27 protein-coding genes are annotated in these 24,880 nt (G+C 61.5%); 16 read left to right on the forward strand and 11 right to left on the reverse strand.

What is annotated here, in order from left to right; translation table 11 throughout:
• Positions 1-26 precede the first annotated feature (26 nt).
• The gene (locus ACVJ5M_RS28980) at positions 27-578 is read right to left on the reverse strand and encodes a carboxymuconolactone decarboxylase family protein (RefSeq protein WP_063983750.1); all 552 of its coding nucleotides are present in this window, start codon (positions 576-578) and stop codon (positions 27-29) included.
• Positions 579-646: 68 nt separating this feature from the next.
• Between ACVJ5M_RS28980 and ACVJ5M_RS28985 the strand changes: the two genes are divergently transcribed.
• Together ACVJ5M_RS28985 and ACVJ5M_RS28990 are read left to right on the forward strand one after the other, a co-directional pair.
• Complete coding sequence (locus ACVJ5M_RS28985; protein WP_063983751.1) at positions 647-1,000, forward strand: MmcQ/YjbR family DNA-binding protein; 354 nt, start codon at positions 647-649, stop codon at positions 998-1,000.
• A 100-nt stretch (positions 1,001-1,100) separates the two neighbouring features.
• Entirely contained in the window at positions 1,101-1,256 is a 156-nt protein-coding gene (locus ACVJ5M_RS28990; protein WP_094184234.1) for a hypothetical protein, read from the forward strand.
• A 77-nt stretch (positions 1,257-1,333) separates the two neighbouring features.
• Here ACVJ5M_RS28990 and ACVJ5M_RS28995 read toward each other — a convergent pair whose 3' ends face one another.
• Positions 1,334-1,804, reverse strand: coding sequence for a MarR family winged helix-turn-helix transcriptional regulator (locus tag ACVJ5M_RS28995; protein ID WP_063983752.1), 471 nt, complete (start codon positions 1,802-1,804; stop codon positions 1,334-1,336).
• A 148-nt stretch (positions 1,805-1,952) separates the two neighbouring features.
• On the opposite strand from ACVJ5M_RS28995, the gene ACVJ5M_RS29000 reads away from it, so the two are divergent.
• From ACVJ5M_RS29000 to ACVJ5M_RS29010, 3 genes are read left to right on the forward strand one after another with little or no spacing between them, the layout of a single operon-like run.
• Positions 1,953-2,354, forward strand: coding sequence for an Ohr family peroxiredoxin (locus ACVJ5M_RS29000; protein ID WP_063983753.1), 402 nt, complete (start codon positions 1,953-1,955; stop codon positions 2,352-2,354).
• A 31-nt stretch (positions 2,355-2,385) separates the two neighbouring features.
• Positions 2,386-2,799: a cupin domain-containing protein gene (locus tag ACVJ5M_RS29005; RefSeq protein WP_063983754.1), complete on the forward strand. Its 414-nt coding sequence runs from the start codon at positions 2,386-2,388 to the stop codon at positions 2,797-2,799.
• A 52-nt stretch (positions 2,800-2,851) separates the two neighbouring features.
• Positions 2,852-3,730: a bifunctional helix-turn-helix transcriptional regulator/GNAT family N-acetyltransferase gene (locus tag ACVJ5M_RS29010; protein ID WP_063983755.1), complete on the forward strand. Its 879-nt coding sequence runs from the start codon at positions 2,852-2,854 to the stop codon at positions 3,728-3,730.
• A 6-nt stretch (positions 3,731-3,736) separates the two neighbouring features.
• Here the strand turns inward: ACVJ5M_RS29010 and ACVJ5M_RS29015 are convergent, their stop codons facing one another.
• Positions 3,737-4,957 carry an MFS transporter gene (locus ACVJ5M_RS29015; protein WP_063983756.1) on the reverse strand — a complete coding sequence of 407 codons (1,221 nt, stop codon included), beginning with the start codon at positions 4,955-4,957 and terminating at the stop codon, positions 3,737-3,739.
• Positions 4,958-5,279: 322 nt separating this feature from the next.
• Between ACVJ5M_RS29015 and ACVJ5M_RS29020 the strand changes: the two genes are divergently transcribed.
• Positions 5,280-5,741: a cupin domain-containing protein gene (locus tag ACVJ5M_RS29020; RefSeq protein WP_063983757.1), complete on the forward strand. Its 462-nt coding sequence runs from the start codon at positions 5,280-5,282 to the stop codon at positions 5,739-5,741.
• Between the two features lie 17 nt (positions 5,742-5,758).
• Here the strand turns inward: ACVJ5M_RS29020 and ACVJ5M_RS29025 are convergent, their stop codons facing one another.
• Together ACVJ5M_RS29025 and ACVJ5M_RS29030 are read right to left on the reverse strand one after the other, a co-directional pair.
• Positions 5,759-6,337 (reverse strand): hypothetical protein, encoded by a 579-nt coding sequence (locus ACVJ5M_RS29025; protein WP_063983758.1) that lies wholly within the window; start codon positions 6,335-6,337, stop codon positions 5,759-5,761.
• Positions 6,338-6,442: 105 nt separating this feature from the next.
• Positions 6,443-7,027, reverse strand: a complete 585-nt coding sequence (locus ACVJ5M_RS29030; protein ID WP_063983759.1) for a TetR/AcrR family transcriptional regulator — start codon at positions 7,025-7,027, stop codon at positions 6,443-6,445.
• Between the two features lie 78 nt (positions 7,028-7,105).
• Between ACVJ5M_RS29030 and ACVJ5M_RS29035 the strand changes: the two genes are divergently transcribed.
• The 3 genes from ACVJ5M_RS29035 (at position 7,106) to ACVJ5M_RS29045 (ending at position 11,477) form a co-directional block, all read left to right on the forward strand.
• Positions 7,106-7,603: a peptide deformylase gene (locus ACVJ5M_RS29035; RefSeq protein WP_231144870.1), complete on the forward strand. Its 498-nt coding sequence runs from the start codon at positions 7,106-7,108 to the stop codon at positions 7,601-7,603.
• A gap of 428 nt (positions 7,604-8,031) precedes the next feature.
• A complete protein-coding gene (locus tag ACVJ5M_RS29040) occupies positions 8,032-9,774 on the forward strand; it encodes a tetratricopeptide repeat protein (RefSeq protein WP_456679550.1) in 1,743 nt (580 codons plus the stop codon).
• A 1,019-nt stretch (positions 9,775-10,793) separates the two neighbouring features.
• Positions 10,794-11,477 (forward strand): transglycosylase SLT domain-containing protein, encoded by a 684-nt coding sequence (locus tag ACVJ5M_RS29045; protein WP_456679551.1) that lies wholly within the window; start codon positions 10,794-10,796, stop codon positions 11,475-11,477.
• 481 nt (positions 11,478-11,958) lie between these two features.
• Here the strand turns inward: ACVJ5M_RS29045 and ACVJ5M_RS29050 are convergent, their stop codons facing one another.
• Entirely contained in the window at positions 11,959-12,978 is a 1,020-nt protein-coding gene (locus ACVJ5M_RS29050) for a phosphatase PAP2 family protein (RefSeq protein ID WP_063983761.1), read from the reverse strand.
• A 154-nt stretch (positions 12,979-13,132) separates the two neighbouring features.
• Here ACVJ5M_RS29050 and ACVJ5M_RS29055 point away from each other — a divergent pair, with 154 nt between their 5' ends.
• The 6 genes from ACVJ5M_RS29055 to ACVJ5M_RS29080 all read left to right on the forward strand — a co-directional run bounded on the left by ACVJ5M_RS29055 (position 13,133) and on the right by ACVJ5M_RS29080 (position 20,324).
• Positions 13,133-14,122 carry a phosphatase PAP2 family protein gene (locus ACVJ5M_RS29055; RefSeq protein WP_187387726.1) on the forward strand — a complete coding sequence of 330 codons (990 nt, stop codon included), beginning with the start codon at positions 13,133-13,135 and terminating at the stop codon, positions 14,120-14,122.
• A gap of 238 nt (positions 14,123-14,360) precedes the next feature.
• The gene (locus ACVJ5M_RS29060; RefSeq protein ID WP_071914789.1) at positions 14,361-15,362 is read left to right on the forward strand and encodes an ABC transporter substrate-binding protein; all 1,002 of its coding nucleotides are present in this window, start codon (positions 14,361-14,363) and stop codon (positions 15,360-15,362) included.
• Between the two features lie 297 nt (positions 15,363-15,659).
• Complete coding sequence (locus ACVJ5M_RS29065) at positions 15,660-17,333, forward strand: arylsulfatase (protein ID WP_063983765.1); 1,674 nt, start codon at positions 15,660-15,662, stop codon at positions 17,331-17,333.
• A gap of 360 nt (positions 17,334-17,693) precedes the next feature.
• Positions 17,694-17,957 carry a hypothetical protein gene (locus tag ACVJ5M_RS29070; RefSeq protein ID WP_028157629.1) on the forward strand — a complete coding sequence of 88 codons (264 nt, stop codon included), beginning with the start codon at positions 17,694-17,696 and terminating at the stop codon, positions 17,955-17,957.
• 291 nt (positions 17,958-18,248) lie between these two features.
• A complete protein-coding gene (clcA, locus tag ACVJ5M_RS29075) occupies positions 18,249-19,577 on the forward strand; it encodes a H(+)/Cl(-) exchange transporter ClcA (protein ID WP_084795165.1) in 1,329 nt (442 codons plus the stop codon).
• A gap of 360 nt (positions 19,578-19,937) precedes the next feature.
• Complete coding sequence (locus tag ACVJ5M_RS29080; RefSeq protein WP_063983766.1) at positions 19,938-20,324, forward strand: hypothetical protein; 387 nt, start codon at positions 19,938-19,940, stop codon at positions 20,322-20,324.
• A 147-nt stretch (positions 20,325-20,471) separates the two neighbouring features.
• On the opposite strand, the gene ACVJ5M_RS29085 is transcribed toward ACVJ5M_RS29080, so the two are convergent.
• Together ACVJ5M_RS29085 and ACVJ5M_RS29090 are read right to left on the reverse strand one after the other, a co-directional pair.
• Positions 20,472-20,990 (reverse strand): hypothetical protein, encoded by a 519-nt coding sequence (locus ACVJ5M_RS29085; protein WP_063983767.1) that lies wholly within the window; start codon positions 20,988-20,990, stop codon positions 20,472-20,474.
• Between the two features lie 162 nt (positions 20,991-21,152).
• Positions 21,153-21,578, reverse strand: a complete 426-nt coding sequence (locus ACVJ5M_RS29090) for a hypothetical protein (RefSeq protein WP_187387727.1) — start codon at positions 21,576-21,578, stop codon at positions 21,153-21,155.
• Between the two features lie 150 nt (positions 21,579-21,728).
• Here ACVJ5M_RS29090 and ACVJ5M_RS29095 point away from each other — a divergent pair, with 150 nt between their 5' ends.
• Positions 21,729-22,700: a LysR family transcriptional regulator gene (locus tag ACVJ5M_RS29095; protein ID WP_063983768.1), complete on the forward strand. Its 972-nt coding sequence runs from the start codon at positions 21,729-21,731 to the stop codon at positions 22,698-22,700.
• An 83-nt stretch (positions 22,701-22,783) separates the two neighbouring features.
• On the opposite strand, the gene ACVJ5M_RS29100 is transcribed toward ACVJ5M_RS29095, so the two are convergent.
• The 3 genes from ACVJ5M_RS29100 to ACVJ5M_RS29110 all read right to left on the reverse strand — a co-directional run bounded on the left by ACVJ5M_RS29100 (position 22,784) and on the right by ACVJ5M_RS29110 (position 24,826).
• A complete protein-coding gene (locus ACVJ5M_RS29100) occupies positions 22,784-23,146 on the reverse strand; it encodes an ArsR/SmtB family transcription factor (protein WP_063983769.1) in 363 nt (120 codons plus the stop codon).
• Complete coding sequence (locus ACVJ5M_RS29105) at positions 23,146-23,808, reverse strand: SRPBCC family protein (protein ID WP_063983770.1); 663 nt, start codon at positions 23,806-23,808, stop codon at positions 23,146-23,148. The genes ACVJ5M_RS29100 and ACVJ5M_RS29105 overlap by 1 nt, the downstream gene beginning before the upstream one ends.
• 139 nt (positions 23,809-23,947) lie before the next feature.
• Positions 23,948-24,826: an AraC family transcriptional regulator gene (locus tag ACVJ5M_RS29110; protein WP_063983771.1), complete on the reverse strand. Its 879-nt coding sequence runs from the start codon at positions 24,824-24,826 to the stop codon at positions 23,948-23,950.
• Between the last annotated feature and the right edge of the window lie 54 nt (positions 24,827-24,880).

The following is a 24,880-nucleotide window of genomic DNA, read 5'->3' on the forward strand; positions in this document are numbered from 1 at the left end:
GGGGGACCGGCACCGCCGGGGGCCGATTACTCCGCGGCTTCGCTGTGGGGAACGCCCTGCTCGACCTCGAGCTGAAAGATGTCGTTGAAGCGGTTGAAGGCACCGCAGAGCGCGATGCGCCAGGTCAGCTCGACGATCTGGGCTTCCGAGAAATGCGCGCGCAGGCGGGCGAATATCTCGTCGCGGGTCTTGTTCCAGTTGTTGGTGACGGCGATGGAATATTCGACGACGAGCTTGTCGAGCTCATCGAGCTCGGGATGGTCTTTGTAATCGACGAGGCGCGCGGCGCCCTCCTCAGACACGCCCTGCACCGCCAGCTTTGGTGCGTGGTGCGAGACGCAATAGTCGCATTTGTTCAGCAGCGAGACCGTGACCAGCGCGAGCTCCAGATGGCGCTTCGAGACATTGCCTTCTTCAGCAAGATCGACCAGCAGCGACCACATATGCTTGAAGATCGGCAGGCGGTGGGCCATGACACCGGCCTGGTTCTCGAACGCGCCGTAGGTCGTCATCTTGTCCCACAACGGCCTCAGCGCCTCCGGCAGATCGTCCCTGGTCTTGATCGAAACGCGCGACATGGCAATTCATCCCTGGTTGGAAGACGCATGTTGCCATAACGGCGGGCCTTCGTCTCAAGTGCGAGCGCATGACACCCAAGACATTCGAAGCCCGCTGCCTGCGCCTGGCCGCGGCCACCAAGGTGGTGCAGTGGGAAGGCACCTCCGTGTTCAAGGTCGGCGGGAAGATGTTCGCGCTCGGCGGCGGCTTTGCCGCGGGCTCCGGCGGCTACATGTTCAAGGTCTCGGACATGGCCTATGCGATGCTGATCGAGCATGGCGTGGCACGACCGGCGCCTTATCTGGCGCGCGCCAAATGGGTGCAGCTCACCAGCAACAACGCACTTCCCGATGCGGAACTCACCGCCTATCTGGCGCAGGCCCATGCCCTGATCGTCGCAAAGCTCACGCGCAAATCGCGCAAGGCGCTCGGGCTGGACTAAGCACTCTCCACAACGTGATGCGCTGATCATCGTACTCCCATTGGACTTTTGTTGCACCGCACCTAGCTCGAAGCAAAGCCCATTCGAGATGGAGTGCTCCATGAGTAAGCCCAACACCACTGCAGCCAACACTTATCGCTATGAACTCGTGCATGATGATGATGACGCCGATTTCGTCGCTTACCAGCGCCGTCGCGAAGACGGGTTCTGGCAGACTTTTGCGACCTGGATGATTCCGCGCACGGTCTGCAACTAGAGCCGCGCGCTTTTCCTCGTACTTGTATCGGAGGCGGACGCCGCCTCCGACTTTCCCAGCGGGAAGGCGCTGCCCGCTCAGCGTTTCTTCTCTCCGGCCGCCTGGGTCGCGCGCAGCAGGTTGTCGCGCAGCCGGCTCACCGTCTTCTGCACCACCGGAAAATCGTCGCCGAGGCCGGTCGCCTCGATCACGGAGTTGCCGAGATCCTGTTCGATAAGCTTTCGGCCGGCCGGCGTCAGGCTCACGCGCACCTGCCGCTCGTCGGCGGGATCGCGGTGGCGCTTGATGTAACCGATCTGCTCGAGCTTCTTCAGGATCGGCGTCAGCGTGTTGGATTCCAGGAACAGCTTGTCGCCGAGCGCGCTGACGGTCTGCTCGTCTTCGTCCAACAGCGCCACCATGGCGATGTACTGGGTGTAGGTCAGTCCCACCTTGTCGAGCAGGGGCTTGTAGGCGCGGCCGAAGGCCAGATTGGCCGAATAGACGGCGAAGCACAGGAAATTCGACAGTTTTCGGCCTTTGCCGGCAGCTTTGGCGGGACGGGACACGTGAACCTCCGCAATTCGTGATCTCCGCGTCAATATAAATCGCATCCGATTAAATCGGAAGAGCTTGACCGGACAGAGCGACGGGTTTATTTCAACGCGCATCCGATTAGATCGGACACGATCTACATCGAACCCGAAAGGATGCGCCATGACCACCGCTGCAAAGCTTCTCTTCACCGGCAAGACCCACGTCACCTCCGGCCCCGACGGCGCCGCGCACGCGAACGACGGCTCTCTCGATATCAAGCTGGCCCAGCCGCACCCGGCCGCCGAGAACCTGTTCGCTGCCGCCTGGTCGGCCTGCTACCTCGGCGCGCTCGGCCTCGCCGCCGCCCAACGCAAGGTCAAGTTGCCGAGCGAGCCGTCGGTCGACACAACGATCGACCTGAGCAACGCCAATGACGCCTTCTTTCTGCGGGCCCGTCTCGACGTCAGCGTTCCCGGCGTCGATCGCTCGGTCGCCCAGGAGCTGATCGAGACGGCGCACGGCATCTGCCCCTACTCCAAGGCTGTCCACGGCAACATCGAGGTGACCACCACCCTCGTTTGACCCGCCATCAAGCGAACATCAGGAGTCGACCATGAGCCCCTATCCATTACGAACCCTGCGCATGCTTGCGAGCGCCGCCGTGCTCGCCACCAACCTTCTCACCCTGCCGGCGGCAGCCCAGCCGGCCGGCGTCACGCGCACCGACCTCCAGCACCATGATCTCAGCGCGCCCGGTCGCGAGGCGGTCCAGGTCCGCGTCGACCTCGCGCCCGGAGTTGCGTTCGGCCGGCACACTCATCCAGGCGAGGAGATTATCTATGTGCTGATAGGCGCCATCGAATACGACGTCGAGGGCAAGCCGCCAGTGACGCTGAAGGCAGGCGACGTGCTGTTCATTCCAGCGGGAGCGGTTCATGCGGCGAAGAACGTCGGCCCGGACACCGCGAGCGAGCTTGCAACCTATGTCGTCGCCAAGGACAAGCCGCTGCTGACGCTGGTGAAGTGAGACCGGCCGTCTCGATTGACCCGCACACAATATCTGACTAAAGTCAGATATCATGCTCGATCCCGTCTCCCGCGTCCGCCGCTTCAATCGCGCCGTGACCTCCGCCGTCGGCGCGCTCGACACCTCGTTCCTCGGGCGCGGCCGACCGCTCGGGGCGGCGCGCGTGCTCAATGCGATCGGACATGGGCGCTCGGACGTCGCGGAGATTCGCGACTATCTCGGGCTCGATTCCGGATTGATGAGTCGGCTGCTCCGCAGCCTCGAGGACGAAGGGCTGGTCGAGACCACGACACATGAGGACGATGCGCGCCGCCGTGTCGCGACGTTGACGCGTGCGGGACGGCGCGAGTTCGCAGCCTACGAGGCGCTGTCCAATACGCAGGCCGAAGGCTTCCTGGCGCAACATTCGCAGCGCGAGGCGCTGCTGGCGGCGATGGACCTGATCGCCTCCGCGCTGACGCGCGAGCGCGTCGCGTTGGACGAGATGGATCCACGGAGCGAAGCAGCACGTTATTGCCTGCGCGAGTACTATTCCGAGCTCGGCCGCCGCTTCAAGCAGGGTTTTGACGTCTCGCTGTCGCGCGATCCTGACGCCAAGGACATGCGCCGTCCGCGCGGCACCTTCATCGTGGCGATGTCCGACACGCTGCCGATCGGCTGCGTCGGATTGAAGGGAACGGATCACGGCTATGCCGAGATCAAGCGTCTCTGGGTTGCCCCCGCAGCGCGCGGATTGCGGCTCGGCCGGCGCCTGATGGACGCGGCCGAGAATGCCGCACGCGACCTCGGCGTCACGCTGCTGCGGCTCGACACCAACAGCGCGCTCGCCGAAGCCGGCCAGCTCTACCGCACCACGGGCTGGCGCGAGATCCCCCGCTTCAACGATGATCCCTACCCGGATCTCTTTTTCGAAAAGCACATCCAGTCATAGACCTCGTCACGCCGCCGCCACCGCGGTCTCGCCTTGCGGCTTCGCGAATGGCCTGAAATTCATCGCCATCAGGAAGGCGCCGAGGCCCATTGCCCAGGAGGCGATATAGAGCCAGGCGTAGCTGGAGAAGGCGTCGTAGATCAGGCCGCCGGCGAGCGGGCCGGTCGCCATGCCGAGGCTGCCGGCCATCGCCGTGCCGCCGATCACCGTGCCCATCATGCGCAGCGGAAAGTTCTCGCGCACCAGCACGGCATAGAGCGGCATGGTGCCGGCATAGATGAAGCCGAAGACGGCGCCGACCGCGTAGAACGTCGCGAGCTGCTGCGCGAAGACATAGGCGAGCGCGCCGAACGCCTGCAACAGCAGCCCCGTCACCAGCACGCGCTTGGCGCCGAAACGATCGCCGAGCAGCCCGAAGGCGATACGGCCGCCCATGCCGGCAAAACCCTCGATGCTGTAGATCGTCACCGCCGCGATCAGCGGGATGCCGCAGCTCACGGCATAGCTGACGGTGTGGATGATCGGGCCGGAATGGGTGGCGCAGCAGAAGAAGTTGGTGGCAAGCAGGATCATGAATTGCGGCGAGCGCAGCGCCTCGCCCAGCGACATCTCCCCTTGCGGCGCGCTCTCGCCCGCAGGCGCGGCCACGGCATGCGCCAGCGCGGGCGGGCGTCGCACCAGGAACGAGACCGGGATCATGATGGCGCCGACCACCAGCGCCACGATCTGCATCGAGGTGCGCCAGTCGTGGCCGGAGACGAGCCAGGCCGCGAGCGGCGCCATCGTCATCGGCGCCATGCCCATGCCGGCCGATACCAGCGACACAGCCAGGCTGCGATGGGTGTCGAACCAGCCGGTGACGGTCGCCATCATCGGCGCGAAGATCGCCGCGCAGGAGGCGCCGACCAGAAGGCCGAACATGACCTGGAACGCCAGCAGCGAAGTCGCATGACTTGCGGCGAACAGGCTGAGCGACAGCACCGTCGATCCCGTCAGCACCACCGGCAGCGGCCCGAATCTGTCGGTCGCCGTGCCCCAGGCCATGCTGGTGAAGGCCATCGCCAGGAAGCCGATCGTCATCGCGCTGGAAATGCCGGTCACCGACCAGCCGGTGTCCTTGGCGATCGGCTGGAGGAACACCGGCAGCGAAAACATGCCGCCGATCGCGACGCAGCCGAGCAAGCCGCCGGCGGCGACGATCACCCAGCGATAGGAGGAAGCGTTCATTTGGGTCTCCCGTCAGATCTGTCTGGGTGGAAGACGAATGGGAACTGCGCTTGCCGACAACGGCATCGAGGACACCAGATTTTTTTGGCGCCGCCAAACAAACCCCCGAAAACAACCCCATGCACAGTAGCCGGCCGCTGCCGGATCAAAGACTTACCAACGCCCTGCAACGCGAGGGGCGCGTTTGACACGTCGGGCAAAACACCGGCACAATGTCATCATCCCGCCAACGCGATCTCATCACACTCCGGACGCCGCCGATCTGGCGCACGCCACCGATCCGGTGCGCGGTCAATGCTCCGACTTCGGAGGGAATAGCTGCATGCCAAAGATTGATCTCGCCACCGTGCCGGGCCGAAAAGGCTCGGGTTATCCCGCGCCGCTCGACGCGCCCTGCGCCGAGCGCATCCGCCAACGGCTGGGCAATGCCGGAAAGCTTAAGGATTTCGGCGTCAACCTGATGCGTCTGCCGCCAGGCAGCTGGTCGAGCCAGCGCCACTGGCATTCGCATGAGGACGAGTTCGTCTATGTGCTCGAAGGCGAGCTGACGCTTGTCGAGGACGAGGGCGAAACCGTGCTGAGCGCCGGCGACTGCGCCGCCTTCCCGAAGGGAAGCGGCAACGGCCATCACATGATCAACCGGTCTGATGCGACGGCCGTCTACCTCGAAGTCGGCTCGCGCTCGCCCGATGACCTCATCACCTGCTCCGACGTCGACATGATGAGCCCGGCTTCCAGCGGCCGGTTCCTGCACAAGGACGGCACGCCCTATCCGCACGAATGAACGGCAACAGCGACGCCTCACATGGCTGCGCCATGCCGCCACTCGGTCACGGTCAGCCATACCGCCGAGACCAGGAAGTAGATCGCGCCGACCGCAGCGTAGCCCGCGACATTTGCGATCGTTGGAGACATCGGCGTCGTGGCCTGAAAGATGAAGAAGCCACCGGCCAGAGCCGACTGGCCGCCGCTGAGCACCATGGCCCACTGCGCGCCAAAACTTCTCCAGCGGCGAATCGCGGTCCCCAGCTGGAGCAATCCGGACAGGATCGCCCAGGCCCCGAAGACGCCGAGCACCCCGTTCATGCTCATCTGCAAGGCGACGAGGACCGCGACAGTGGTCACCAGGCTGACCAGAACGTTCAGCGCCTGCGTGCGATTTTGAGCGAGCCCGCCACTGCGCAACGCGTCGACCAAGTTCGCCGCCGCATCCCATGCCGGATAGAGCACGAGCAAGGCTCCGGCAATCGCCGCGGATGACGGCCCGACGGCAAAGGCGGCAACGACCCAGGCGACGGAGAACGCCGCCCGGATGAAGTAGTAGAGCTTCAGCCATTGCTCGCGGTCGGCCCGAACGAGATCCAATTGATGATGCGTCACTGCACTCTCTCCTTTACCTACTAGTTGGTAGTTTTCCCGCACAACAAGTCACCCTCGCCCGCAAGCTCACCTGCGGGCGTGTCGTTGTCGTCTCGTCGATATGTTTCAGTGCCTGGCGGACAACCGATCCAGCAGCGGCCCGGTGATCACACCGAACATCTTTGGATCGCCATAGGCACGCGCCGACAGCATCGCGCCGTGAACGGTCGCCATGAAGCCTTCAGCCTCGATCTTCGCTGCGCTGGAGAGATGCAGCTGCCCCTTCCGCTTGCCGCGCTCCATCACCGAGGTCAGCCACGACGCCAGCGAACGGAAATGCGCGCGGACCTCAAGCGCCACCTGCTCCGGCAGGATCGGTAGCTCGCAGGCAAGCAGCGCACACACGCAGAAAGGCGCCGTCGCATCATTGATGCACGCCTCCCAATACCGGACATAGCTTTTGAGCTGGTCGCGGGGGTCCGCGACATTGCGTTCGAGCGCGGACAGTCCCGCCTCGGCTTCCGCGCGATAGCGCGACACGAGGGTTCGGACCAGATCGACCTTGCTGGCGAAATGGTGGTGGATGCTCGGCTTGCGGATACCGACGATTTCGGCCACGTCGGCATAGCTGAAGCCGTTATAGCCGCCCGCGATGATCAGGGTACGCGCGCAGGCCAGGATGTCGTCGGCCGTCGAGGAAACGTTGGTCATGGCGGATTGACTACCTTCCAGTTGGTAGGCAGTCAAGAACGGGATGCTTCAACCATCCGTGAGTGGTAGGGAGCCTGCATGACCATTCGTCCCCTCCTCCGCTATCCCGATCGCCGGCTCGCGACGCCGGCCCATCCCGTCACCGCATTCGACGGCGCGTTGCGCGAGCTTGCAGCCGACCTGCTCGACACCATGCGCGCCGCGCCCGGCATCGGCATCACGGCGCCGCATATCGGCGTGCCCTTGCGCGTCGTCGTGCTCGAGCTCGACGCCAAGGCGGGTCCGCAAACCTACGTCAATCCGGAGATCGAGTGGGCTTCGCCCGAGATGATCCTGCACAAGGAAGGCAGCGTCTCGATGCCCGGCGTCAACGACGAGGTCCAGCGCCACGCAAGGGTGCGGATCAGCTACTGGGATCTCGACGGCAACATGCACAGCGAGGAGTCGGATGGCTTACGCGCCGTTTGTCACCAGCACGAGATCGACCAGCTCGACGGCATGTTCTGGATCCAGCGGCTGTCGCGGCTGAAGCGGGAACGGCTGGTGAAGAAGTTCGAGAAGATGTCGCGGGATTGAGCGCGTCGCACAGCCAGTGCAGGCTCGCCGACAGACCTGGTTGTGTCGATGCGTGTTGCAGCTCTGAGATGTTCATGGATTTCGGTAGAGGTCGGCACTGGGTCTCGGCATACAGAGCGAGATTTCAGAGAGAACTCCCGCCACTGCAGCTCCAGGTTTGCACGAAATTCAAGCCGATTGGCGTTGTACTTCCAGAGGGCGTGTACTCATTGAGGCGAGATGTCCGCTTTCGGATGCGAAGCAGAACTCACGTGCTCGATCCAAGCCTTACCGGTCGTGACCCAACTCGGACCTTCCGAGTTGCCGCAACAGCAAATGCCACCTCGGGGCAACAGGGCCCTCCCGCGATTACCGCTCACAGGTCCGCAACAAAGTGCTAGGCTCCTCCTGGCCCCAGCGAATTTTTGGCTGGCCGTTCGGAGAGCGCTGTGACGGAGCAGCGGGTTCAAAGGCGATTAGCGGCGATTTTGGCTGCCGACGTGGTCGGCTACTCTGCGTTGATGCAACGCGCCGAGGAAGCTACCTATGCCGAGTTCGAGCGGCTCAAGCGAGAACTGATCGAGCCGAGCCTCTCCCGCCACGAAGGCCGTCTAATCAAGACAACGGGTGATGGCGCACTCGCCGAGTTCGCCAGTCCCCTGGCCGCCATGAGATGCGCGGTTGAGATACAGGATCATCTCGCCGAGGGTAGCGGTCCATTCAAGCTACGCATCGGGCTCAACCTTGGTGACGTGATCGTTGGACAGGACGACGACCTCTACGGCGACGGGATCAACATTGCTGTTCGGCTGGAGGGGATCGCCGATCCGGGCGGTATCCTGATTTCCGACAAGGTCTACAACGAAGTCGAGGGCAAGCTAGACGCTGGCTTCGAGGATCGTGGCGAGCAGCAGCTCAAGAACATCTCCAAGCCGGTCCGCGCCTACGCTGTCCGCGCCGGAGCGCCAGGGGCGCTGACAGAGGGGCTGAGTGCGGCCCCGCCACACCCGGACAAGCCTTCCATCGCCGTACTGCCGTTCGAGAACATGAGCGGCGATCCCGAACAGGAATACTTTGCGGACGGAATGGTCGAGGAGATCATCACCGCACTGTCGCGCTTCAAGTCGCTGTTCGTGATCGCGCGCAATTCGAGCTTTACCTTCAAGGGTCGAGCGGTCGATATCAAGGAGGTCGGGCGAAGGCTCGGCGTGCGCTATGTCCTCGAGGGGTCTGTGCGGAAGGCGTCGGGGAAAGTTCGCATCACAGGGCAGTTGATCGATGCGGTTACAGGCGCGCACATCTGGGTGGACAGGTTTGAGCGTGACCTGACCGACGTTTTTGCTCTTCAGGACGAAGTAACGCTCGCCGTTGTCTCGGCCATTGAGCCAAAGATGCTTCAAACAGAAATTGAATTGGCGACGCGGCGGCGGCCAGAGAACCTCACCGCGTATGATTTTTATCTCCGTGCCATGCCGCAGTTCTACCTAAGGACCCGCGAAGGGTTGGCCGAGGCAATCCGACTGTTCCACCGCGCCTTGGAGCTCGACCCTCGGTTCGGCGCTGTCGCGGCTCTGGCAGGTGTCTGCCACATGCTCAACGTCCTTTTGGGCTATGCCAACGACCCTCAGTTCGACCGCAAGGAAGCGGTTCGGCTTGCTCGTTTGGCATTGAGCATCGACGATGGCGATCCGGACACGTTAGCAAGGGCTGCCGTAATCTCGGCGTTCATGGTCGGCGATCGTGAAGCCGAGATCGAAATGGCTGACCGGGCGGTCGGGCTCAACCCAAATTCATGGCTCATATGGAGCTGCAGAGGCCATGTCTATAGAATTGCGGGGCTGCCGGAGGAAGCGATCTGGAGCTTTGAACGTGCCGTTCGCATGAGCCCAGTAGACCCGCTACTATACATGACGCTTACTGGCATTGGGCAGGCCCTTATCGAGCTTCGCCGCTTTGACGAAGCCATCGTCGTATTGAAGAAAGCCCTTCGTCAGAACCTTTATTTGGCAACTTACCAATGGCTCGCGTCCGCCTTCGCCCATCTCGGACGTGACGCTGAGGCGCACGACGCGGCGGCGCGTGTGCTTGAGATCGATCCCGCCTTTACAATATCGGCGCTTATCGCCCGGGCCGGACTATCAAACGCAAAGCTGTTTATTGAGGGTCTTCGGAAAGCGGGGTTGCCCGATTAGCTCTCCATCCCATGAGGCGATTGAATAGCGGCACTCTGCTGCGACGCATGAGTCCGGTTATGGCCCATCGCTTCAGTTTGCGACATGTCCGGAGCGGGGAGTAGACCGGAGTCTTCGAGCTACGGGCCAACCGACGCGATTGACCCAACTGAGACATTGGCGCACTAGTTTACTGTTGTGCAAGAATGCGGCAGGCGCTGTGGTAAGCCGCAACGCTCCGGCCCGAGCGGAGACAACGGTCACGGCAGACCTGAGCTTGGCTAGACCAGCTCCGCTGAGACCGACGCTAGCGCGTCATAAAGCGGATCGCGATTGTCCATTCCCAGCGAACCGTCCTCGGGTCTTGCGACGTCGCGGCCTCGAGATGCTTGGGAGCGGTGTGCGCGCGGGCGCCGGTCTCGATGCGCTAACGCACGAAGATGCCTTGTTTAGCGATGGTTGCGCGATATGGCGCCCGTCCTGTTCCTCGGCGGGAGGCGCATCACGACCGCAACTTTCAATTTAGGCAATCTTGGCGACGTGACCGAGACCGGCCGCACCTGCGCCACAGGTGCGCCCCATTGTCATCCCCTCACCTCCTTAATCTGCGTGCCAAGTCGGGGACGTGAATGGGGGGACCGCGGCCGCGCGGCTGGCGACATTGAAGATTTGGCAAACAAGCTGTATTGCCGGCGCGCTGACAGCGACTTCGCTTGTCGCGATTGGTCAGATCGCGGTACCGCGCCCAAGCATCGCAACGCCGAATGCAAGAGTGGCTGATGCATTCAGCGGCATCCCGCTGAATGTGACGACGGTTCTGTCAAATGCTGGCGCCGCGTTTCCGGCCCCGGCCATCGAGACGAAATTCGATACAGGATTATCGGCTAATGCGATCGTTGCGGCGGGATTCAGCGCCGCGGCGCCGGACTCGGTGCCGCCGTCCGATGTAACCACTTCGCAAGAGCCAATGGTGCAGGTCGCCAGCCTTGAGGCAGCGTCGCCCGAGAACTCGGCAACGCTACAGCAGGACCGTCCGCCCGTTGCTTCGCCCAATCCGGGCGAAGGCAAACCGTCGTATCTCAAATACTACGTCTACTCGGAAATTCCGCCGCCGAGAAAAACCCGCAAAGATCGCCTTGTCGGCGTTGAGCGACGTTCCGCTCGGAACGCCCGTCCAGGAGATCGAACGTGCAGCCGAAGCGTTCGGTGTCGATGTCAACTTCATGAAGGCGGTCGCCAAAATCGAATCCGATTTCAATCCCAAGCAACGCACCGGCTCCTATATCGGCCTGTTCCAGCTGAGCAAGTTTGAGTTCAGCAAATACGGATCGGGCGACATCCTCAATCCTCGCGACAACGCTGTAGGTGCCGCCTACAAGTTTCTCAGCGAGGCTGCGCTATTCGAAATATTGACGCAGAAAAAGCCGACCCTTTCCGACCTCTACCTGATCCACCAGCAGGGCTGGGAAGGAGCCGCCCAACACATCAGCCGTCCGCAGCGGATTGCCTGGAAGTCGATGTGCGCAACCCGGGAGGGCTCGGCAAAGGGCGAGCGATGGTGCAAGCGCGCTATCTGGGGCAATACGCTGCCTGCGGTCAAACGCGAATGGAAGTCGGTCGATGATCTCACCTCGGGTGCGTTCGTGGCGATGTGGCGGGACCGCGTCGACACGCTCTATGCCCGCTATCCTGTGCTAACGGCGGCGGCCGAACGCTCGAGATAGAACAGCTTGCGACTGCGCACACGCACACCTCTGGGTCGACATTCGTTTCGTCGAGAAGCTGTGTCGGCAATCTAGTTTCCGGCGCCAGGTAAGTTTGCGTTCCGCTCAGAGACTGGGTGGTTGTTCGGCTCCCGCGGCCGGATTGACCCAATACCTCGACCAGTGCCGCTCCGCGGCCCGGACTCCTAGATTATTCACAGGCAATCACGTCGGCTGATAACCCATCAGCGAAGTGACGACACTCCTCGTTGAGGTCCGCTTAGTGGGGTGAAGCGGACTGGATTTGCTCACTCTGAGTTCTTCGCATTTTGACCCAAAGCGGTCGAACGTACCCAATCTAGTTGTTGTCATCGTCTGCTGTGGGAGCCTTCCGAAGAAGGTAGGAGCGCAGCCAGCAAAATTAGTGCTTTCCCCAAATTTATTGAAACGTCACCAACGTTAGACTCTGTCACCGGCACGCCAGTGGTGACCATTACAGCAGTCATTGCACGTGAAGCTCTGTCACTTGAGACACAGGCGACGCTCCTTTCCAACGGCCTTCCTGAGCCAGATGGTTTCCGAGACGTTGCACAGTGTAAATTGATCCGAGGGCAACGACCAATCCAGCCCAGACATCAGCGAAGAAGTGCCCACCACCGATCGGCGTAGCCGCGATCATGACGACATTCCACAAAAGGCCGGCGATCCTCAGCCACCGGAACGGCCAAAGAGCCCAAGCGTAAAGAACCGCACAAACGGCATGAAAACTCGGAAACGTCAGGATAGAACCTAGAGAATAGGCGTTGAGCAGTCTGGTGGTGCCGTCGCGCACGAGCGGAAGTTCTTTCAGGGTCCCGTAGTAGACGACTGGTTCGATATTGGGATGGTCGGCCGGCACGATTCCGACCGCGTGATAAGCGCCAATCGCCGGCACCAGCGTGGAGATGATGGTTGTCGCAATCAGCGCGATGGCGAAGCCAAACGCGAACTCTGCTGCACGTCGGTGATGACCGAACAGCGGCAGGATAAACATCAGGATAAGAAGCTGCCGATGGATGGAACCGTATGTTTGCGTGAAAGCCCAGCGCAGCGGCAGTTGGTCGTTCACGAGGCCGAGGTAGGCCCTGAAATCGAATCCAAGCATACGGTCGAGCGCCAGCAGATTTTTTTCCTGCATGGGCAAATTCGCTGCAGCCGCGACGTAACCGAGAGAAATGAGCAGCACGAGCATTGAAATGAACTGCGCCAGCGTTATGAGCGTGGCGTAGATGTTCGCGTTTCTGGCCGCGGATCGCTCATTGAGATGACCGATGATACCGTAGAGCCCGGCCATTCCGAGCATGGCGAGGTAGCTGCTCCACTCGACACGGAAACTGGTTAGCAAAAGGCCAAGACAAAGACTGACCAGAACGAGGAAGATGAGCGCCCAATTCAGCTGGAACAGGCGCAGAGAAACAAGTTCGTCTTGCGTTAAGCTGTCCTGCTTTGAATGTGACGCCCCCCCATAAGACTCCAGAGCCATTTGCAGTCACCCGTGGAATTGCGATAGCGCAAATAGCATTACAACCATTAATACATTAACAATAAAAGCGTGTGTAACAGATTGGGTACACGCCTTGGCACGCCCTCAGATTGTAGGTCGTTGTGGCTATTGTGCTTCCAAAGAGGAGTCGCACTTGGTCGGTCACATGGAGCGACGGATTGCAAACAGGTTGCAATTGATCAATTGGAGCCTTGTAGCTGGATGTGCGATGTCACTTTGCCTCGGACTGGCTGTAACAACCTTCACGCTGGAAGGTCTGGTAACGACGGAGGTCGTCACAGCGCCAGCGCTGGCGGCTACCGGGTTGTGGCTCATGCGGCGGAGTTGGGGCGAGCGACCGGCATTCACGATGCTTGCATTTGCGCAGATGGGATCTGGCGTGATCTGCGCGGCGCCGCTGTCGTATATCGGCTTGAGCGCCGGGATGCCGCTGCAGGACTCAAGATTCGCCGAGCTCGACCGATTGCTCGGCCTGGATTGGCCTGCATATTTCCATTTTGCGATGGCCAATCCGGAATTGCTGCTCTACGCCAAGTTCTTTTACGCAATGATCCTCGTGCCAGCCTTCGGCGTACCGGTCATACTGGGGCTGACGGGGCAATATATCCGTCTGCAGCAGTTCGTGATGGCGGCAATTTTGGCGTTGTGCGTGGTGATTGCTGTCTCCACCCTGTTTCCGGCGATCGGCACCTATTTCGAGTTTGGGCTCCCCTCCGACACCGAGATATTCAAGGCGAACGGATATGGAGGACAGGCGCGCGACATACCGATGCTACGCGATGGCACGCTGCGAGCACTCAAGCTCACGGAACTCGGCGGCATCCTCACCTTCCCGAGCTTTCACGCTGCGACGGCGCTTCTTAGCATCTGGAGTTTGTGGAGCATCTGGTGGCTGCGTCCCGCCCTCCTGATCTTGAATGCGGGAATGCTCGTTGCGACCCCGCTGGTTGGGGGGCATTATTTTGTTGATGTGATCGCCGGCGTGTCGGTGGCTGCGCTGACGATCCAGTTGTCGAAATGCCTAACGGCGGTCGTCGCTGCAAGCCCGCTGGCGGTCTCGACGCAGTCGGCATCGGCGGAACCGGGTCGGCTGGTCGATCCTGCCTTTGGCCGCGGCGTTTGAACGGCCACGCCGTCGTAAGAAGTCCCGGTTTGGGATACACCTTTGGACGCCGGCTTTTGGCTCCAAGCGGTCGACCCGGCATGTCCGCTAGATGTCCGCTCCTTGGGGGTGAAGCAGACTTGATATGCTCAGCCCGAGTTCTTCCGTGTGTGACCCAAAGCAGACTTTCACCGGCCTGATTACACTTCCAAGGCGCCACCTTTTGTCTGTACGATAGTTCGGCTTGGCTGAGGGCCGCATGAAACGGCGCAAGTTCATCACGGTTGTTGGGGGTATGGCTGCAACGTGGCCGTTCGCAGGTCATGCTCAGCAATCGACCAAGCTTCATCAGATCGGTGTGCTTTCACTCGGCCGCGGTGACAAGTCCGACGCAAGTCTAAAGACTCTCGATGCGTTTGTGCCGGCATTGCGTGTGCTCGGCTATACTGAAGGAAAGAATGTCGCGTTTTACCGTAAATTCGCAGACGGCGATGAGGACAAGCTCAACGAGTACGCGCAGGAATTCGTGACGCACCGCGTCGACGCAATTGTTGCTTTGGCTACCCCGGCCGTCCGCGCAGCCAAGAAAGCGACTTCCACCATTCCGATTGTCGGCATAGGCATGGCAGATCCCGTCGACGACGAACTCGCTTCCAGCCTGGCGCGGCCGGGCGGCAATGTCACCGGGACGGCATTTCTCGGCCCGGAGTTGGTGTCCAAACGGCTTCAACTGCTTAAGGAGATCGTTCCCGGTCTCTCTCACGTTGTCGTTTTGTGGCACCCTCGCGCATACGGTGAGCGCACAATGAAGGGGATGCTGAACGAGATTGAGAGCGCCGCCCGATCTCTCGGAGCAAGCCTTCAACTTGTGCCGGCGGATAGCCCCGCCGATCTCGAAAGCGCGTTTGCGGAGTTGGCCAAAGCGCGAGCGGATGGTCTCGTCGTGTTTCCTAGTCCGATGCTGTACAGCCAGTACTCTCGGATTGTACCCTTTGCCGAGAAGAACCGCCTCCCGACGATCTACGCCGCCAGAGAGGGCGTGGAGCTCGGTGGCCTTGTCTCTTACGGAGTCAACCTGCCTGACCTGTCACGCGCGACCGCTATCTATCTGGACCGAATACTCAAAGGCGCAACGCCGGCCGAGTTGCCGATACAGCAGCCAACCAAGTTCGAGCTGGTTGTAAACCTTAAAGCGGCCAAGGCGCTTGGTTTGGCGGCTGGTCGAGACTCTCTCCTGACCGCCGACGAAGTGTTCGAATGAGCAGGCAGAATGTCTGCGATTGGCCCCTTTGAGACATGCCGCCCCTCACGATGAATGTCGGTTTTCGGGGGTAAAGCGGAAGTAGCGCGGACATCGCCAAACCGTCGCTTTTTGACCCGCAGCGGACATCGTGGAGCGACGCCTAGCAAGCGGCATAGACCCGTCACAATCGGTGTCTTGATCTAAATCAAACAATCGCACATTGAACACGCTGTGGCGCAGAGCTAAAAAGCACGACTGCGACATATCCATTCGTTTGGCACAAGTGACCGACCTTTGAAATCGGAGGAAGCAGTCATGAGTATCCGAAAGAGTGTTGCGCACGGCATGTTCGCACTGTTCGGCGCGATGTTGGTTGCGGTACCTCAAGCGACCGCACAGCAGCAGAAGCGGCCAAATGTCGTCATGCTAATGACGGATGACACTGGATGGAACGATTTCGGCGCCTATAGCGGGGGTGGCGCCGCGCTCGGCCATCCAACACCAAACATCGACCGGATCGCTAAGGAAGGCGCGACGTTCACGAACTGGTACGGGCAAGCAAGCTGCACGGCAGGCCGCGCCTCGTTTATAACCGGACGTATTCCGATCCGTTCGGCTCTCTCCATCGTGGTCGCTCCCGGCGATGAGAATGCGCTCAAAAAGGAGACGCCGACCATAGCCGAATTTTTTCAAAAGAACGGCTACTCCACCTACTTTTCTGGCAAATGGCATCTCGGTGATAAGCCGGAGTCCTATCCGATCGAGCACGGGTTCGACGAGATGAAGGCGTTCGCCGCATACTATCCGGGCGTCTACACCTATGCCGATACGTCCAAGTGGTTTCATCCATGGTTTCCCTCGTACAACCCAGAGATCGCGAAAGCCTATTTTGATGTCGTAAACATGTACGAGTGGGAGGGAGTTGCTGGACAACCGGCGAAGAGAGGCGAGTACATTACGTACGATTACCTCGCCAACTTTGACGTCCGGCAGGCTGATTACGCAATCGATTACATCAAGAAGCACGCCAAGGACGCCAAGCCATTCTTCATGGACGTCAATTTCATGAAGATGCACAACCCGACCAACGCATCATCAAAATTCGCCGGGAAGTCGCGGTTGGGCGATTACTCGGACTCGGTGATAGAACTCGATGACGACATCGGCCGGGTCATGGACGCGATCCGTGCCGAAGCGCCGAATACGATTGTGATCGTAACGGCAGACAACGGGGCGTGGCAGGATGCTTATCCTGATGCGGGCACCACGCCTTTCCGCGGCGAAAAGGGTTCAGCATTTGAAGGAGGCTGGCGCGTACCCGGGTTAATGTGGTGGCCCGAACACATTCCCGCCGGTGCAAATTACCATGAAATGATGTCCCATATCGACTGCTGGGCAACGCTCGCCAAGATGGTCGGCCTGAGCCCGCCGCCGCACGGCGCATGGACCGACGATAATGGCAGGCCAATCTACTTCGACAGCATCGACAACAGCGAGTACATCCTCGGCCGCGCGAAGCACTCGGCACGAAGGTCGTGGATTTACATCGACGGCGAAAGCTTCATGGGAGCGCGGGCGGATGTCGGCGGTGATCCAACCAACCCCGATCTCAGCATCGCGTGGAAGTATCTCTGGACGGCCAAGGACACTTGGCTCGGTCCGGAGCAAAATCTCGGCGCGATTGGCTCGGTCTACAATCTGACGATGGACCCATTCGAGAAATACGACATGGTTTTCAACGGCGCGATGTCGGCACGTATGCCATTGCAGTCGCCGGGCAAGTACACCGGACAGGACAACGGCTGGGTCTTGGCACTAATCTTCCCCGTCGTGATGGAGTTCAACAAATCGATTGCCGACTATCCAAGCATCAAGCGTAAGCCGGGCGGAGCCTCGAACGATTGGAGACCGGATCTGCAGCGCCCGGAAAACCCGGTCCCGATGCTCGACATGAAAAACCTGCCGAATATCAAGGGGAGCGGTGGGTAATATCGCGACGTCCCGTGAAGCCATTGGCTGACGGGCTGCATCAAGCGGCATACGGCGGGTCGGCTTTCACGAGCGGCTCGCCGTCGCGCATCGAGTGCTTGCCCGGCGGGAGCCAACGTCGCCTTTTGGCCCATCAGCGAAGTGACGACACCTTTCATTGAGGTCCGCTTGGTGGGGTAGAGCGGACTGACTTTGCTCACTCTGTGTTCTTCGCATTTTGACCCGAAGGCGACATCCGAGGAGGTCGCCAGACAATAGCCTTGCTGAGATCACTCTCCTTGACATTTCAGCTTGTCGACGCTGACGCTGCATTGCTCGGCGATCGTCTTGCAGCCTTCGCAGCGTTGGAAAGGTATCACCATGAGGAAGACGTTGTTGGCTCTCGCTGCCGTCGCGACTTTGGTCGTTTCAGCAGCCTCGCCCGCTTATGCTGGTCCGCGCTATGATTACGGCCCCGGCGGCAATCCGTATCCGCGCACTTATCCCGGACCCGGCGGCTATCCGTACTGGTCGGGCTATGTCGATGCCCCGGTTGGAGAGCCGATCCCGCCCTGCCACTGGATAACCCAGCGCTTCTGGGACGGGCATGGCTGGCGCGAGCGCCGCGTGCGCATCTGCGGCTGATCAGGTCGCGGCTGTTTCAGTTGTCTGTTTTTGGCCCGTGGCTGACCTCTGCTCAGAGGGCTGCAATGTCTGCTTTCAGGAGATAAGCGAACCAGGTCAAGCAGGTTGTCGAAGTCAGCCTGTGACCCAAAGCGGGGCCTTGGTTCGGCGCACCTTTTCGTTGGGACGTGCGGTGAGGTCCCTCGGAGAGGCAGTTGTTCGGTCAAGTTGGAAGCATTCTTTTCCGGGACATTCGCCAGTGATTTTGGCAAAGATTAGCCCTTGCGAAGGCCTCGGGATCATCGACCAGCCGTGGACCATAACCCTGACGACGACCGGCAAGTCGCAGACGAACGTCGCAGCCTGTTGGGGCTCGCGGCGATGGCTCTCATCATAGGAGCGGCGACTGGATGTGTTGGGGCGATCTTCCGGCTTTTGCTCGCGCATGCCGATCGTCTGCGCGATGCGATGATCGCCTGGGCCCATGGCCACGCAATCTGGGGGTTCTTGACTGTCGTCGGCGCGTGCGGTGTCGCGACCCTGGTTGCCGCGTGGATGGTACGGCAATTCTCGCCACACGCTTCGGGCAGCGGCATTCCGCATGTCGAAGCTGTTCTGCGCGAAGAGATCCCGCCGGCTCCGTTTCGCCTGGTGCCAGTGAAATTCTTCGGCGGAATACTGGCGATCGGCTCCGGGCTGGCGCTGGGCCGTGAGGGGCCGACCGTCCAGATGGGCGCCGGTATCGCGGTTTTCGCTGCGCGCGTCTGCCGGTTGTGTTGGGCGGACTCGCGAGTGCTTCTGGCGGCCGGCGCCGGCGCCGGCCTTGCAACGGCCTTCAATGCGCCGATTGCCGGGCTCGTGTTCGTGCTGGAGGAACTGGTGCAGAGGTTCGAACACCGTGTTGCCGTCGCCGCCCTTGCAGCGCTGGCGACGGCGATCCCGGTCGCAAGGCTGCTTCTCGGCGACGCGCCCGACTTCCAGGTCGCGCCGCTGAGCTATCCCAGCGCTGAGTCCGCCCCGCTCTTCCTTGCTCTCGGTGGTATCGCGGGCCTGCTGGCCGTCGCATACAATCGTACCCTGCTCGCGACCATCGCGTTTCGCGACCGATTTGGAGGACTACCGATCGAGCTCCGCGCCGGATTGATTGGCGCAAGCGTCGGCATGTTGGCCTGGTTCGCGCCCGAACTGGTCGGTGGCGGAGATCAGATCACGCAGCGGGCGCTGATCGGCCACGAGAGTGTGGGGATCCTGGGGGGCGCGTTCCTGATCCGATTCGGACTCGGCGCTCTCTCATACGCTGCCGGCACGCCCGGCGGCCTGTTCGCACCCTTGCTCGTGCTGGGAGCCCAGTCTGGGTTGCTGTTCGGGGCGGCTTGCCGTCTTGCATTCCCGGCGCTCTCTATCCAGCCGGAAGCATTTGCTTTGGTGGGCATGGCCGCTCTCTTCACCGGCGTTGTGCGCGCGCCGGTGACCGGCATCGTTCTCGTCGCTGAAATGACCGGTAACGTGACGATGCTGCTGCCGATGCTGGGAGCTTGCTTCATGGCGATGCTGCTGCCCATGCTGCTGGGTAATGCGCCGATTTACGATTCCCTGCGTGAGCATACGCTGCGCTTGGAGCGGCAAATCAGACAGAGATGAGATCGGTGTCACCCACCCCAACGACGCCGATGCGTTGCAACGTTCTGAGCCTTCGACCTCCCCATCGGCAATTCTGTTCTTGAGCAGCGTTCATTTCCGCTTGTGGGCCCCTGGCGGACGCTTTGTGGTCTTTGCTCAGATGTCGGCTTGTGACCTAGCCCGGACGTAACCGCTGTGCCCACGCGGGAACCAGGACCTCCCTCAATGCGACGAAACAAAACCTGCCGGGATGAAACCATTTTCCGGCGTTCACGAAGGAATGGTGAAACCGCCGGCCATTAGAAAGCGACCACAGGAAGCGATGGGCCGAGGGGGCGCTGCGTAGGGAACGACAATCGCCGTGGGGCGAGGAGCGAAGCCATGTCACAGATTCGCAAAGCTCTTCTAGGCGCTGTCGCGACCGCCTTGACGCTCGGTGCCGTGCAGTACGCTTCAGGTCACGACCTCGTAAACCGCTGGCAGGCGGTCTCCGAACAGCCAAGCCACATCGTCAATCGCGCCGGCAAGGCAGATCATCTTGCCGACCGCAAGCCTTTCGCAGTTCCGACGAAAACGGTTTCGCTGCGCTTGAACGATCTCGCCGATACCTCGGTCTTGCTGCGTATTCCATCTGCGCAGGCCCGCACCACCAAGCCGCCGACGCTGCTGCGAAATCAGAGCCGTAAGCCGACACTTGCCTGCGAGCCCGTGGTCAGCGCGCTCACGGAAGTCGCAAGGCTTCTGCAGCCCGGCCGTTGCGTGACCTGATCGGCTCAATCCTCACCGTTCATACGCCGACCGGAACGCAAACGGCCGCGCGTTGCCCTCATGCGCCAACGGCTGCTCGAGGCAGCCGCCGATTGGTAAGAAGGGCGAGACCTCTGTCGGAGCGTACTACTACTTTAGCGGTTCGTCTCAGCCCGCGCCGGCCAGTGCCGCGGCATCGGCGCTGAGCCGAGGGCGTGCCAGAAAATAGAATGCAGTGACGTGCGTGATCATCAGCAGCGGCACGTAGATGATCGGGATCGCGTAGGTTGAGCCAAGCCACTCCGCATGCGCGGGAAGGCCGACCTGGATGGCGTCATAGTAGTCGACGACGAGGTCGACCGTGCCAGCGAGATTGAAGGCGACGACGAACAGCCAGAAGAGAGCGCGTATCCTCACCGTGAGAAGCGCCAGCATGGCCAGCACCCCGGTCGCGAAGTCGCCCCAGGCGGCGAACACCGCGAAGCCAGCCGGCAGGTCCGGGCTCACGATGCCAGGAAGGATGAAGACGAGCCCGAAGAAGCGGAAGCTGTGCAGAGTGGCGATGGCACGATGCGCGTCGCGCCCGTCCATCGACCTGAGCCAGGGCCAGACATACGTGCCGAAGCAGAGCAGCCACGCGACATAACCGAGGACAAGATGTATCCGGAAGAGCGTTTCTGTCGTCATTTTGGCCTCCAATCAGATCGCGACTAGCGCATGGATCAACCAGGTCCATACTGCCGTGAATGGGACGGGCCAAAGCAGGCCATGCCAGGCCCGAAGCGGCGCGACGATCGCAGCGGGAGCAGCATCAGTGGTCATCGGCCGTCCTCCATCCCGGTCTCGCCCTTATTGCCGACGCTCGGGATTGGCCATGAGCAAGCGGAGCGGCAAAAGCGGACCGATTGCGATGTACTCGTGGTCCATCAGATCTTGCCTGGCCAATGGGAGATCCCCCATGATCGCCTGCGCCCCGGCGACATCCCCGGCATCGACGAGGAAGATCGCTCCGCGCCCATCGCCACGCGAATACCACTCGCGAATTTTCCCATTGAGATAGAGCTGCACCGTCTGCTGGATTTCAGCCGGCATGACGGCCATGACCTGCTCGCGCGTGACGCCCGCCTTCACGGTCAGGATGACCATCACCCCGGTGGTTGTGGGCGACATGGCTTGCGAGATGGCTTGTGTTTGGGCAACGGATGGATCGGTCATGGAAGTCGCTCCCATCAGGGTTAGGGTGAGCATGACGACAAATTTACGGATGACTTTCATCGGTTTCGTTTCCCGGAGCACGGCGGTCTCCTTTGTTCTCTGAGATCGCGCTGACGTCGCAGATGTCCGCCATCAGCGATGCTTCCGATCTGCGAGCGAGACATACGATCGATTGGCGCGAGCGACTATTCGGGATAATGTTGATGGGCTATGAAGCAGAACTTCACAGTCAGACAAGGCGCGCTCGATGGCGTGGAAGCGTTCCTGCGTGTCGCCCAGTACCGCAGTTTCCGCCGGGCAGCCGCGGAGCTCGGGGTCACGCCATCGGCCATCAGCCAGGCGGTCCGTGCGCTCGAGGCGCGTGTCGGCGCAGCTTTGTTCATTCGCACGACACGCAGTGTCGGCCTGACCGAGGCCGGCGCGCGGTTCCTCTCGCGCGCAAAGCCCGCTTTCGAGGAGCTCGTCGCGGCAAGCGAGGTTGCGCGCGATCTTGGGCAGCGACCGACTGGACTGTTGCGCCTCACCGTGCCGCGCGCGGTGGTACCGATCCTGCTGGAGCCGCTGATCGCATCCTTCTGCCAGGCCTATCCCGAGGTCGAGGTGGAGATCGCCGCAGGCGAGGAATTGGTCGACCTCGCGGCCAAGGGGTTTGATGCCGGCGTCCGGATGGGCCAGTTCATCGCCACCGACATGGTCGCGGTGCGGCTGACGCCCCCGTTCCCGTTCATGGTCGTCGGCAGCCCCGACTATCTACGCCGGCACGGGCGGCCCGAGCGTATCGACGACCTGCGTCAGCACGCATGCCTGCGCATTCGCCGCAGCAACGGATCGATCGCGCCCTGGTCTCTTGTCGATGGCAACAAGACAGTCGAAGCGATCGTCTCGGGGCCGCTGATTGCCCACGACTTTCCCACCATGCTTGGCGCCGCCGTGGAAGGCATGGGACTTGCTCAAGTGCCCGCGCCGATCGCCACCAGCCTGGTGAAGACGGGAAAGCTCGTACAGGTCCTGAAGTCTTTCGCGCCAATGGCGCCGGGCGTGTTTCTCTACTATCCGAGCCGCCATCAAACGATGCCGAAACTGAGAGCCTTCATCGATCACGTGAAGGGCCGCCCGGTCGCTGCCGGCAAAACGCGCGTCCACGTTGATGACAAGCGAACGCGCGGGACGAAAATGCGCTGATATCGAAAGCGCGGATGGCGCGCTGGGGAGATGAGCGCGCAGGATGGATAGAGCGAAGCGAAACCCATCCTACATTATGGAGCTCACGCCCTCTTCCCGCTCCGTTTGGTCATCGGCGCGTGACGACGCTCCCGTTTGCCGCGCGCGATCTCCGTCGCCAGTGCGTCCAGCTTCGGCTCCCAGAAATTCCTGAACTGACCGATCCACGCATCCACCGACCGAAGCCCCGCAACGTCGACCGAATAGAGCCGTCTTTGCGCCTCCGCCCGAACCGTCGCAAAGCCGCTCTCGCGCAGCACCTTGAGATGCTGCGACACGGCCGCCTGCGTGATCCCGAACTCGGCCCCGATCGCTTCAACGACCTCACCGGACGCCATCTCCCCCGGAGCGAGCAGCTCTAGGATGCGACGGCGCACGGGATCGGCGAGGACCTCGAAGACGTGCATCAGCTTCCTGTGCCCGGATGTGCGACGTCAGGCGGCATCTCGCCGCGGTAGAAGGCGATGGTGCGGTCGGAGCGCTGCTTCGCCGTGTCAGGATCGACCCCGCTTGCGACATGCGCCGCGCACCAATATTCACCGCTTGTCGTCATGAATTCCTTGCCGGCAGGAGAGCCCATCCAAGCCTCGGCCGTCTCGTGGTCGACCGATGCGCCGGTCGCAACATATCGCTCCAATCCCGCGATGGCGAGATCCCAACCGATACCCACCGCACCAGGACCGAACTGATTCCAATGGTCCTCGATGATTGCGGTGTGCTCCAGCGTCAGACGCGCCTGAGCTCGTTCTGCTGCCAGCTTGACGTCGATCCAGCTCATCCCGCCGCCGAATTCCCACGTCGCTGCAAAATGCGTCGGCGGCGCACATGCCGTGATGGTGCCGCCCGCGTTCCCCTTCAGCTGGTACCTTCCGCCCAGCTGGAGGTCTCCCTCGACCGGCAGGAACCAGCGCGGAATGCGTTGCCGGCTGGTCACTGCGTCCCAGAGATCGTCGACGCTGGTCTCGTAAAGCCGCGTCAGCGTCACCGTGCTGGCTGCTTTTCCATCCTTCTCGAAATTCTTCACCGAACGCGTGACAAGACCCAAGACCCTGGCGACGTCGATTTCCATTGCATCCCTCCGTATCGTTTCGCGCAATGGCGAGTATCGCCCCTCACTAATATAAGTCAACTCTTATATTAGTGAGACCATGCCGCCGTGTGGAGCGCGCGATATTGATTGATGCCAGTTCGTCCGCCGTCGGAGGGCGCTATTTCAGCGGCAGGAACACGTCCGCAACCGTCTCATGCTCCGGCACCTCCGGGAAGAAGCTCAGCCGCTGGCAATAGATCGGGAAGTCGCGTGCTTCCTCGCCGCTCGCCGGAAGCCAGTCGCGATAAAGGTAGAGCGCGGCGGGCTCCAGATTGTCGGTGTAGCCGACGACCCGCAGCACCGCGCAGCGTCCGCCGGGGATCTCGCCGGCCTTGATCTCTTCGCCGTTCGCCTCGATCGGCTGGTCGGTCCCGACACAGAGGTCCGTGCTGTAAGTGGCGGGCGAGGAAGGACGGCGTTCGGACCGCCAGACATTGAAGGTCGGACTTGTCCTGGGGTGCAGGCCGGCTTTCTTTCGCCACGCGATGAACCGCCGGATGGTGTCGCCGAGCGTCGCCGGGTCGCCCCGATGCTCCATGATCGCCACCCTCGTGGAGGGCACATCGCGTATCGTCACGTCGTCAGTGGTAAAAGTCTTCATGAGCTTGCTCCTCGCGTTGTCGAGAGGCCCGAAGGCCACAAGCCACGGCTCCCAGTCGGGAGAGTTGCGGAACGACGACGGCGATTGCCCGAACCGCTGCCGAAAGGCGCGAGCAAAGGCGTCCGGTGCGTCGTAACCGGCGTCCATCGCGATGTCAGTGACACCAAGGGCGTCACTGTAGGCCAGCATGTAGGAAGCGCGCTTCATACGGGCCAGCTGGACATAGCGATGCACTGACAACCCGAAGGTCGCCGTAAACTGCCGGTGGAAATGAAATTTCGAGAAGGCCGCAACGCTGCTCAGCGTTTCCAGGTCCAGATCGCTGTCGAGATGCCGGTCGATATGGTCCAGCACCCGCCGCATCCGGTCCTGATAGTTCTGCAGCGCCGCCTTCATCGTCCCTCCTCCGTGGCGGCTCCAGATAGCCGCTGACGGCGATCATTTGCTCGA

The organism is Bradyrhizobium sp. S3.7.6, assembly GCF_054061875.1.

What these genes read in the sequence shown, in the direction of transcription:
- ACVJ5M_RS29015 (WP_063983756.1), bottom strand. Translation starts at nt 4,957, where the DNA reads ATGAACGCTTCCTCCTATCGCTGGGTGATCGTCGCCGCCGGCGGCTTG.
- ACVJ5M_RS29105 (WP_063983770.1), bottom strand. Translation starts at nt 23,808, where the DNA reads ATGGAAATCGACGTCGCCAGGGTCTTGGGTCTTGTCACGCGTTCGGTG.
- ACVJ5M_RS29080 (WP_063983766.1), top strand. Translation starts at nt 19,938, where the DNA reads ATGTCACAGATTCGCAAAGCTCTTCTAGGCGCTGTCGCGACCGCCTTG.
- ACVJ5M_RS29085 (WP_063983767.1), bottom strand. Translation starts at nt 20,990, where the DNA reads ATGACGACAGAAACGCTCTTCCGGATACATCTTGTCCTCGGTTATGTC.
- ACVJ5M_RS29100 (WP_063983769.1), bottom strand. Translation starts at nt 23,146, where the DNA reads ATGCACGTCTTCGAGGTCCTCGCCGATCCCGTGCGCCGTCGCATCCTA.
- ACVJ5M_RS28985 (WP_063983751.1), top strand. Translation starts at nt 647, where the DNA reads ATGACACCCAAGACATTCGAAGCCCGCTGCCTGCGCCTGGCCGCGGCC.
- ACVJ5M_RS29020 (WP_063983757.1), top strand. Translation starts at nt 5,280, where the DNA reads ATGCCAAAGATTGATCTCGCCACCGTGCCGGGCCGAAAAGGCTCGGGT.
- ACVJ5M_RS29010 (WP_063983755.1), top strand. Translation starts at nt 2,852, where the DNA reads ATGCTCGATCCCGTCTCCCGCGTCCGCCGCTTCAATCGCGCCGTGACC.
- ACVJ5M_RS29005 (WP_063983754.1), top strand. Translation starts at nt 2,386, where the DNA reads ATGAGCCCCTATCCATTACGAACCCTGCGCATGCTTGCGAGCGCCGCC.
- ACVJ5M_RS28990 (WP_094184234.1), top strand. Translation starts at nt 1,101, where the DNA reads ATGAGTAAGCCCAACACCACTGCAGCCAACACTTATCGCTATGAACTC.
- ACVJ5M_RS29035 (WP_231144870.1), top strand. Translation starts at nt 7,106, where the DNA reads ATGACCATTCGTCCCCTCCTCCGCTATCCCGATCGCCGGCTCGCGACG.
- ACVJ5M_RS29030 (WP_063983759.1), bottom strand. Translation starts at nt 7,027, where the DNA reads ATGACCAACGTTTCCTCGACGGCCGACGACATCCTGGCCTGCGCGCGT.
- ACVJ5M_RS29095 (WP_063983768.1), top strand. Translation starts at nt 21,729, where the DNA reads ATGAAGCAGAACTTCACAGTCAGACAAGGCGCGCTCGATGGCGTGGAA.
- ACVJ5M_RS29090 (WP_187387727.1), bottom strand. Translation starts at nt 21,578, where the DNA reads ATGAAAGTCATCCGTAAATTTGTCGTCATGCTCACCCTAACCCTGATG.
- ACVJ5M_RS29070 (WP_028157629.1), top strand. Translation starts at nt 17,694, where the DNA reads ATGAGGAAGACGTTGTTGGCTCTCGCTGCCGTCGCGACTTTGGTCGTT.
- ACVJ5M_RS28980 (WP_063983750.1), bottom strand. Translation starts at nt 578, where the DNA reads ATGTCGCGCGTTTCGATCAAGACCAGGGACGATCTGCCGGAGGCGCTG.
- ACVJ5M_RS29050 (WP_063983761.1), bottom strand. Translation starts at nt 12,978, where the DNA reads ATGGCTCTGGAGTCTTATGGGGGGGCGTCACATTCAAAGCAGGACAGC.
- ACVJ5M_RS29065 (WP_063983765.1), top strand. Translation starts at nt 15,660, where the DNA reads ATGAGTATCCGAAAGAGTGTTGCGCACGGCATGTTCGCACTGTTCGGC.
- ACVJ5M_RS29110 (WP_063983771.1), bottom strand. Translation starts at nt 24,826, where the DNA reads ATGAAGGCGGCGCTGCAGAACTATCAGGACCGGATGCGGCGGGTGCTG.
- ACVJ5M_RS29060 (WP_071914789.1), top strand. Translation starts at nt 14,361, where the DNA reads ATGAAACGGCGCAAGTTCATCACGGTTGTTGGGGGTATGGCTGCAACG.
- ACVJ5M_RS29000 (WP_063983753.1), top strand. Translation starts at nt 1,953, where the DNA reads ATGACCACCGCTGCAAAGCTTCTCTTCACCGGCAAGACCCACGTCACC.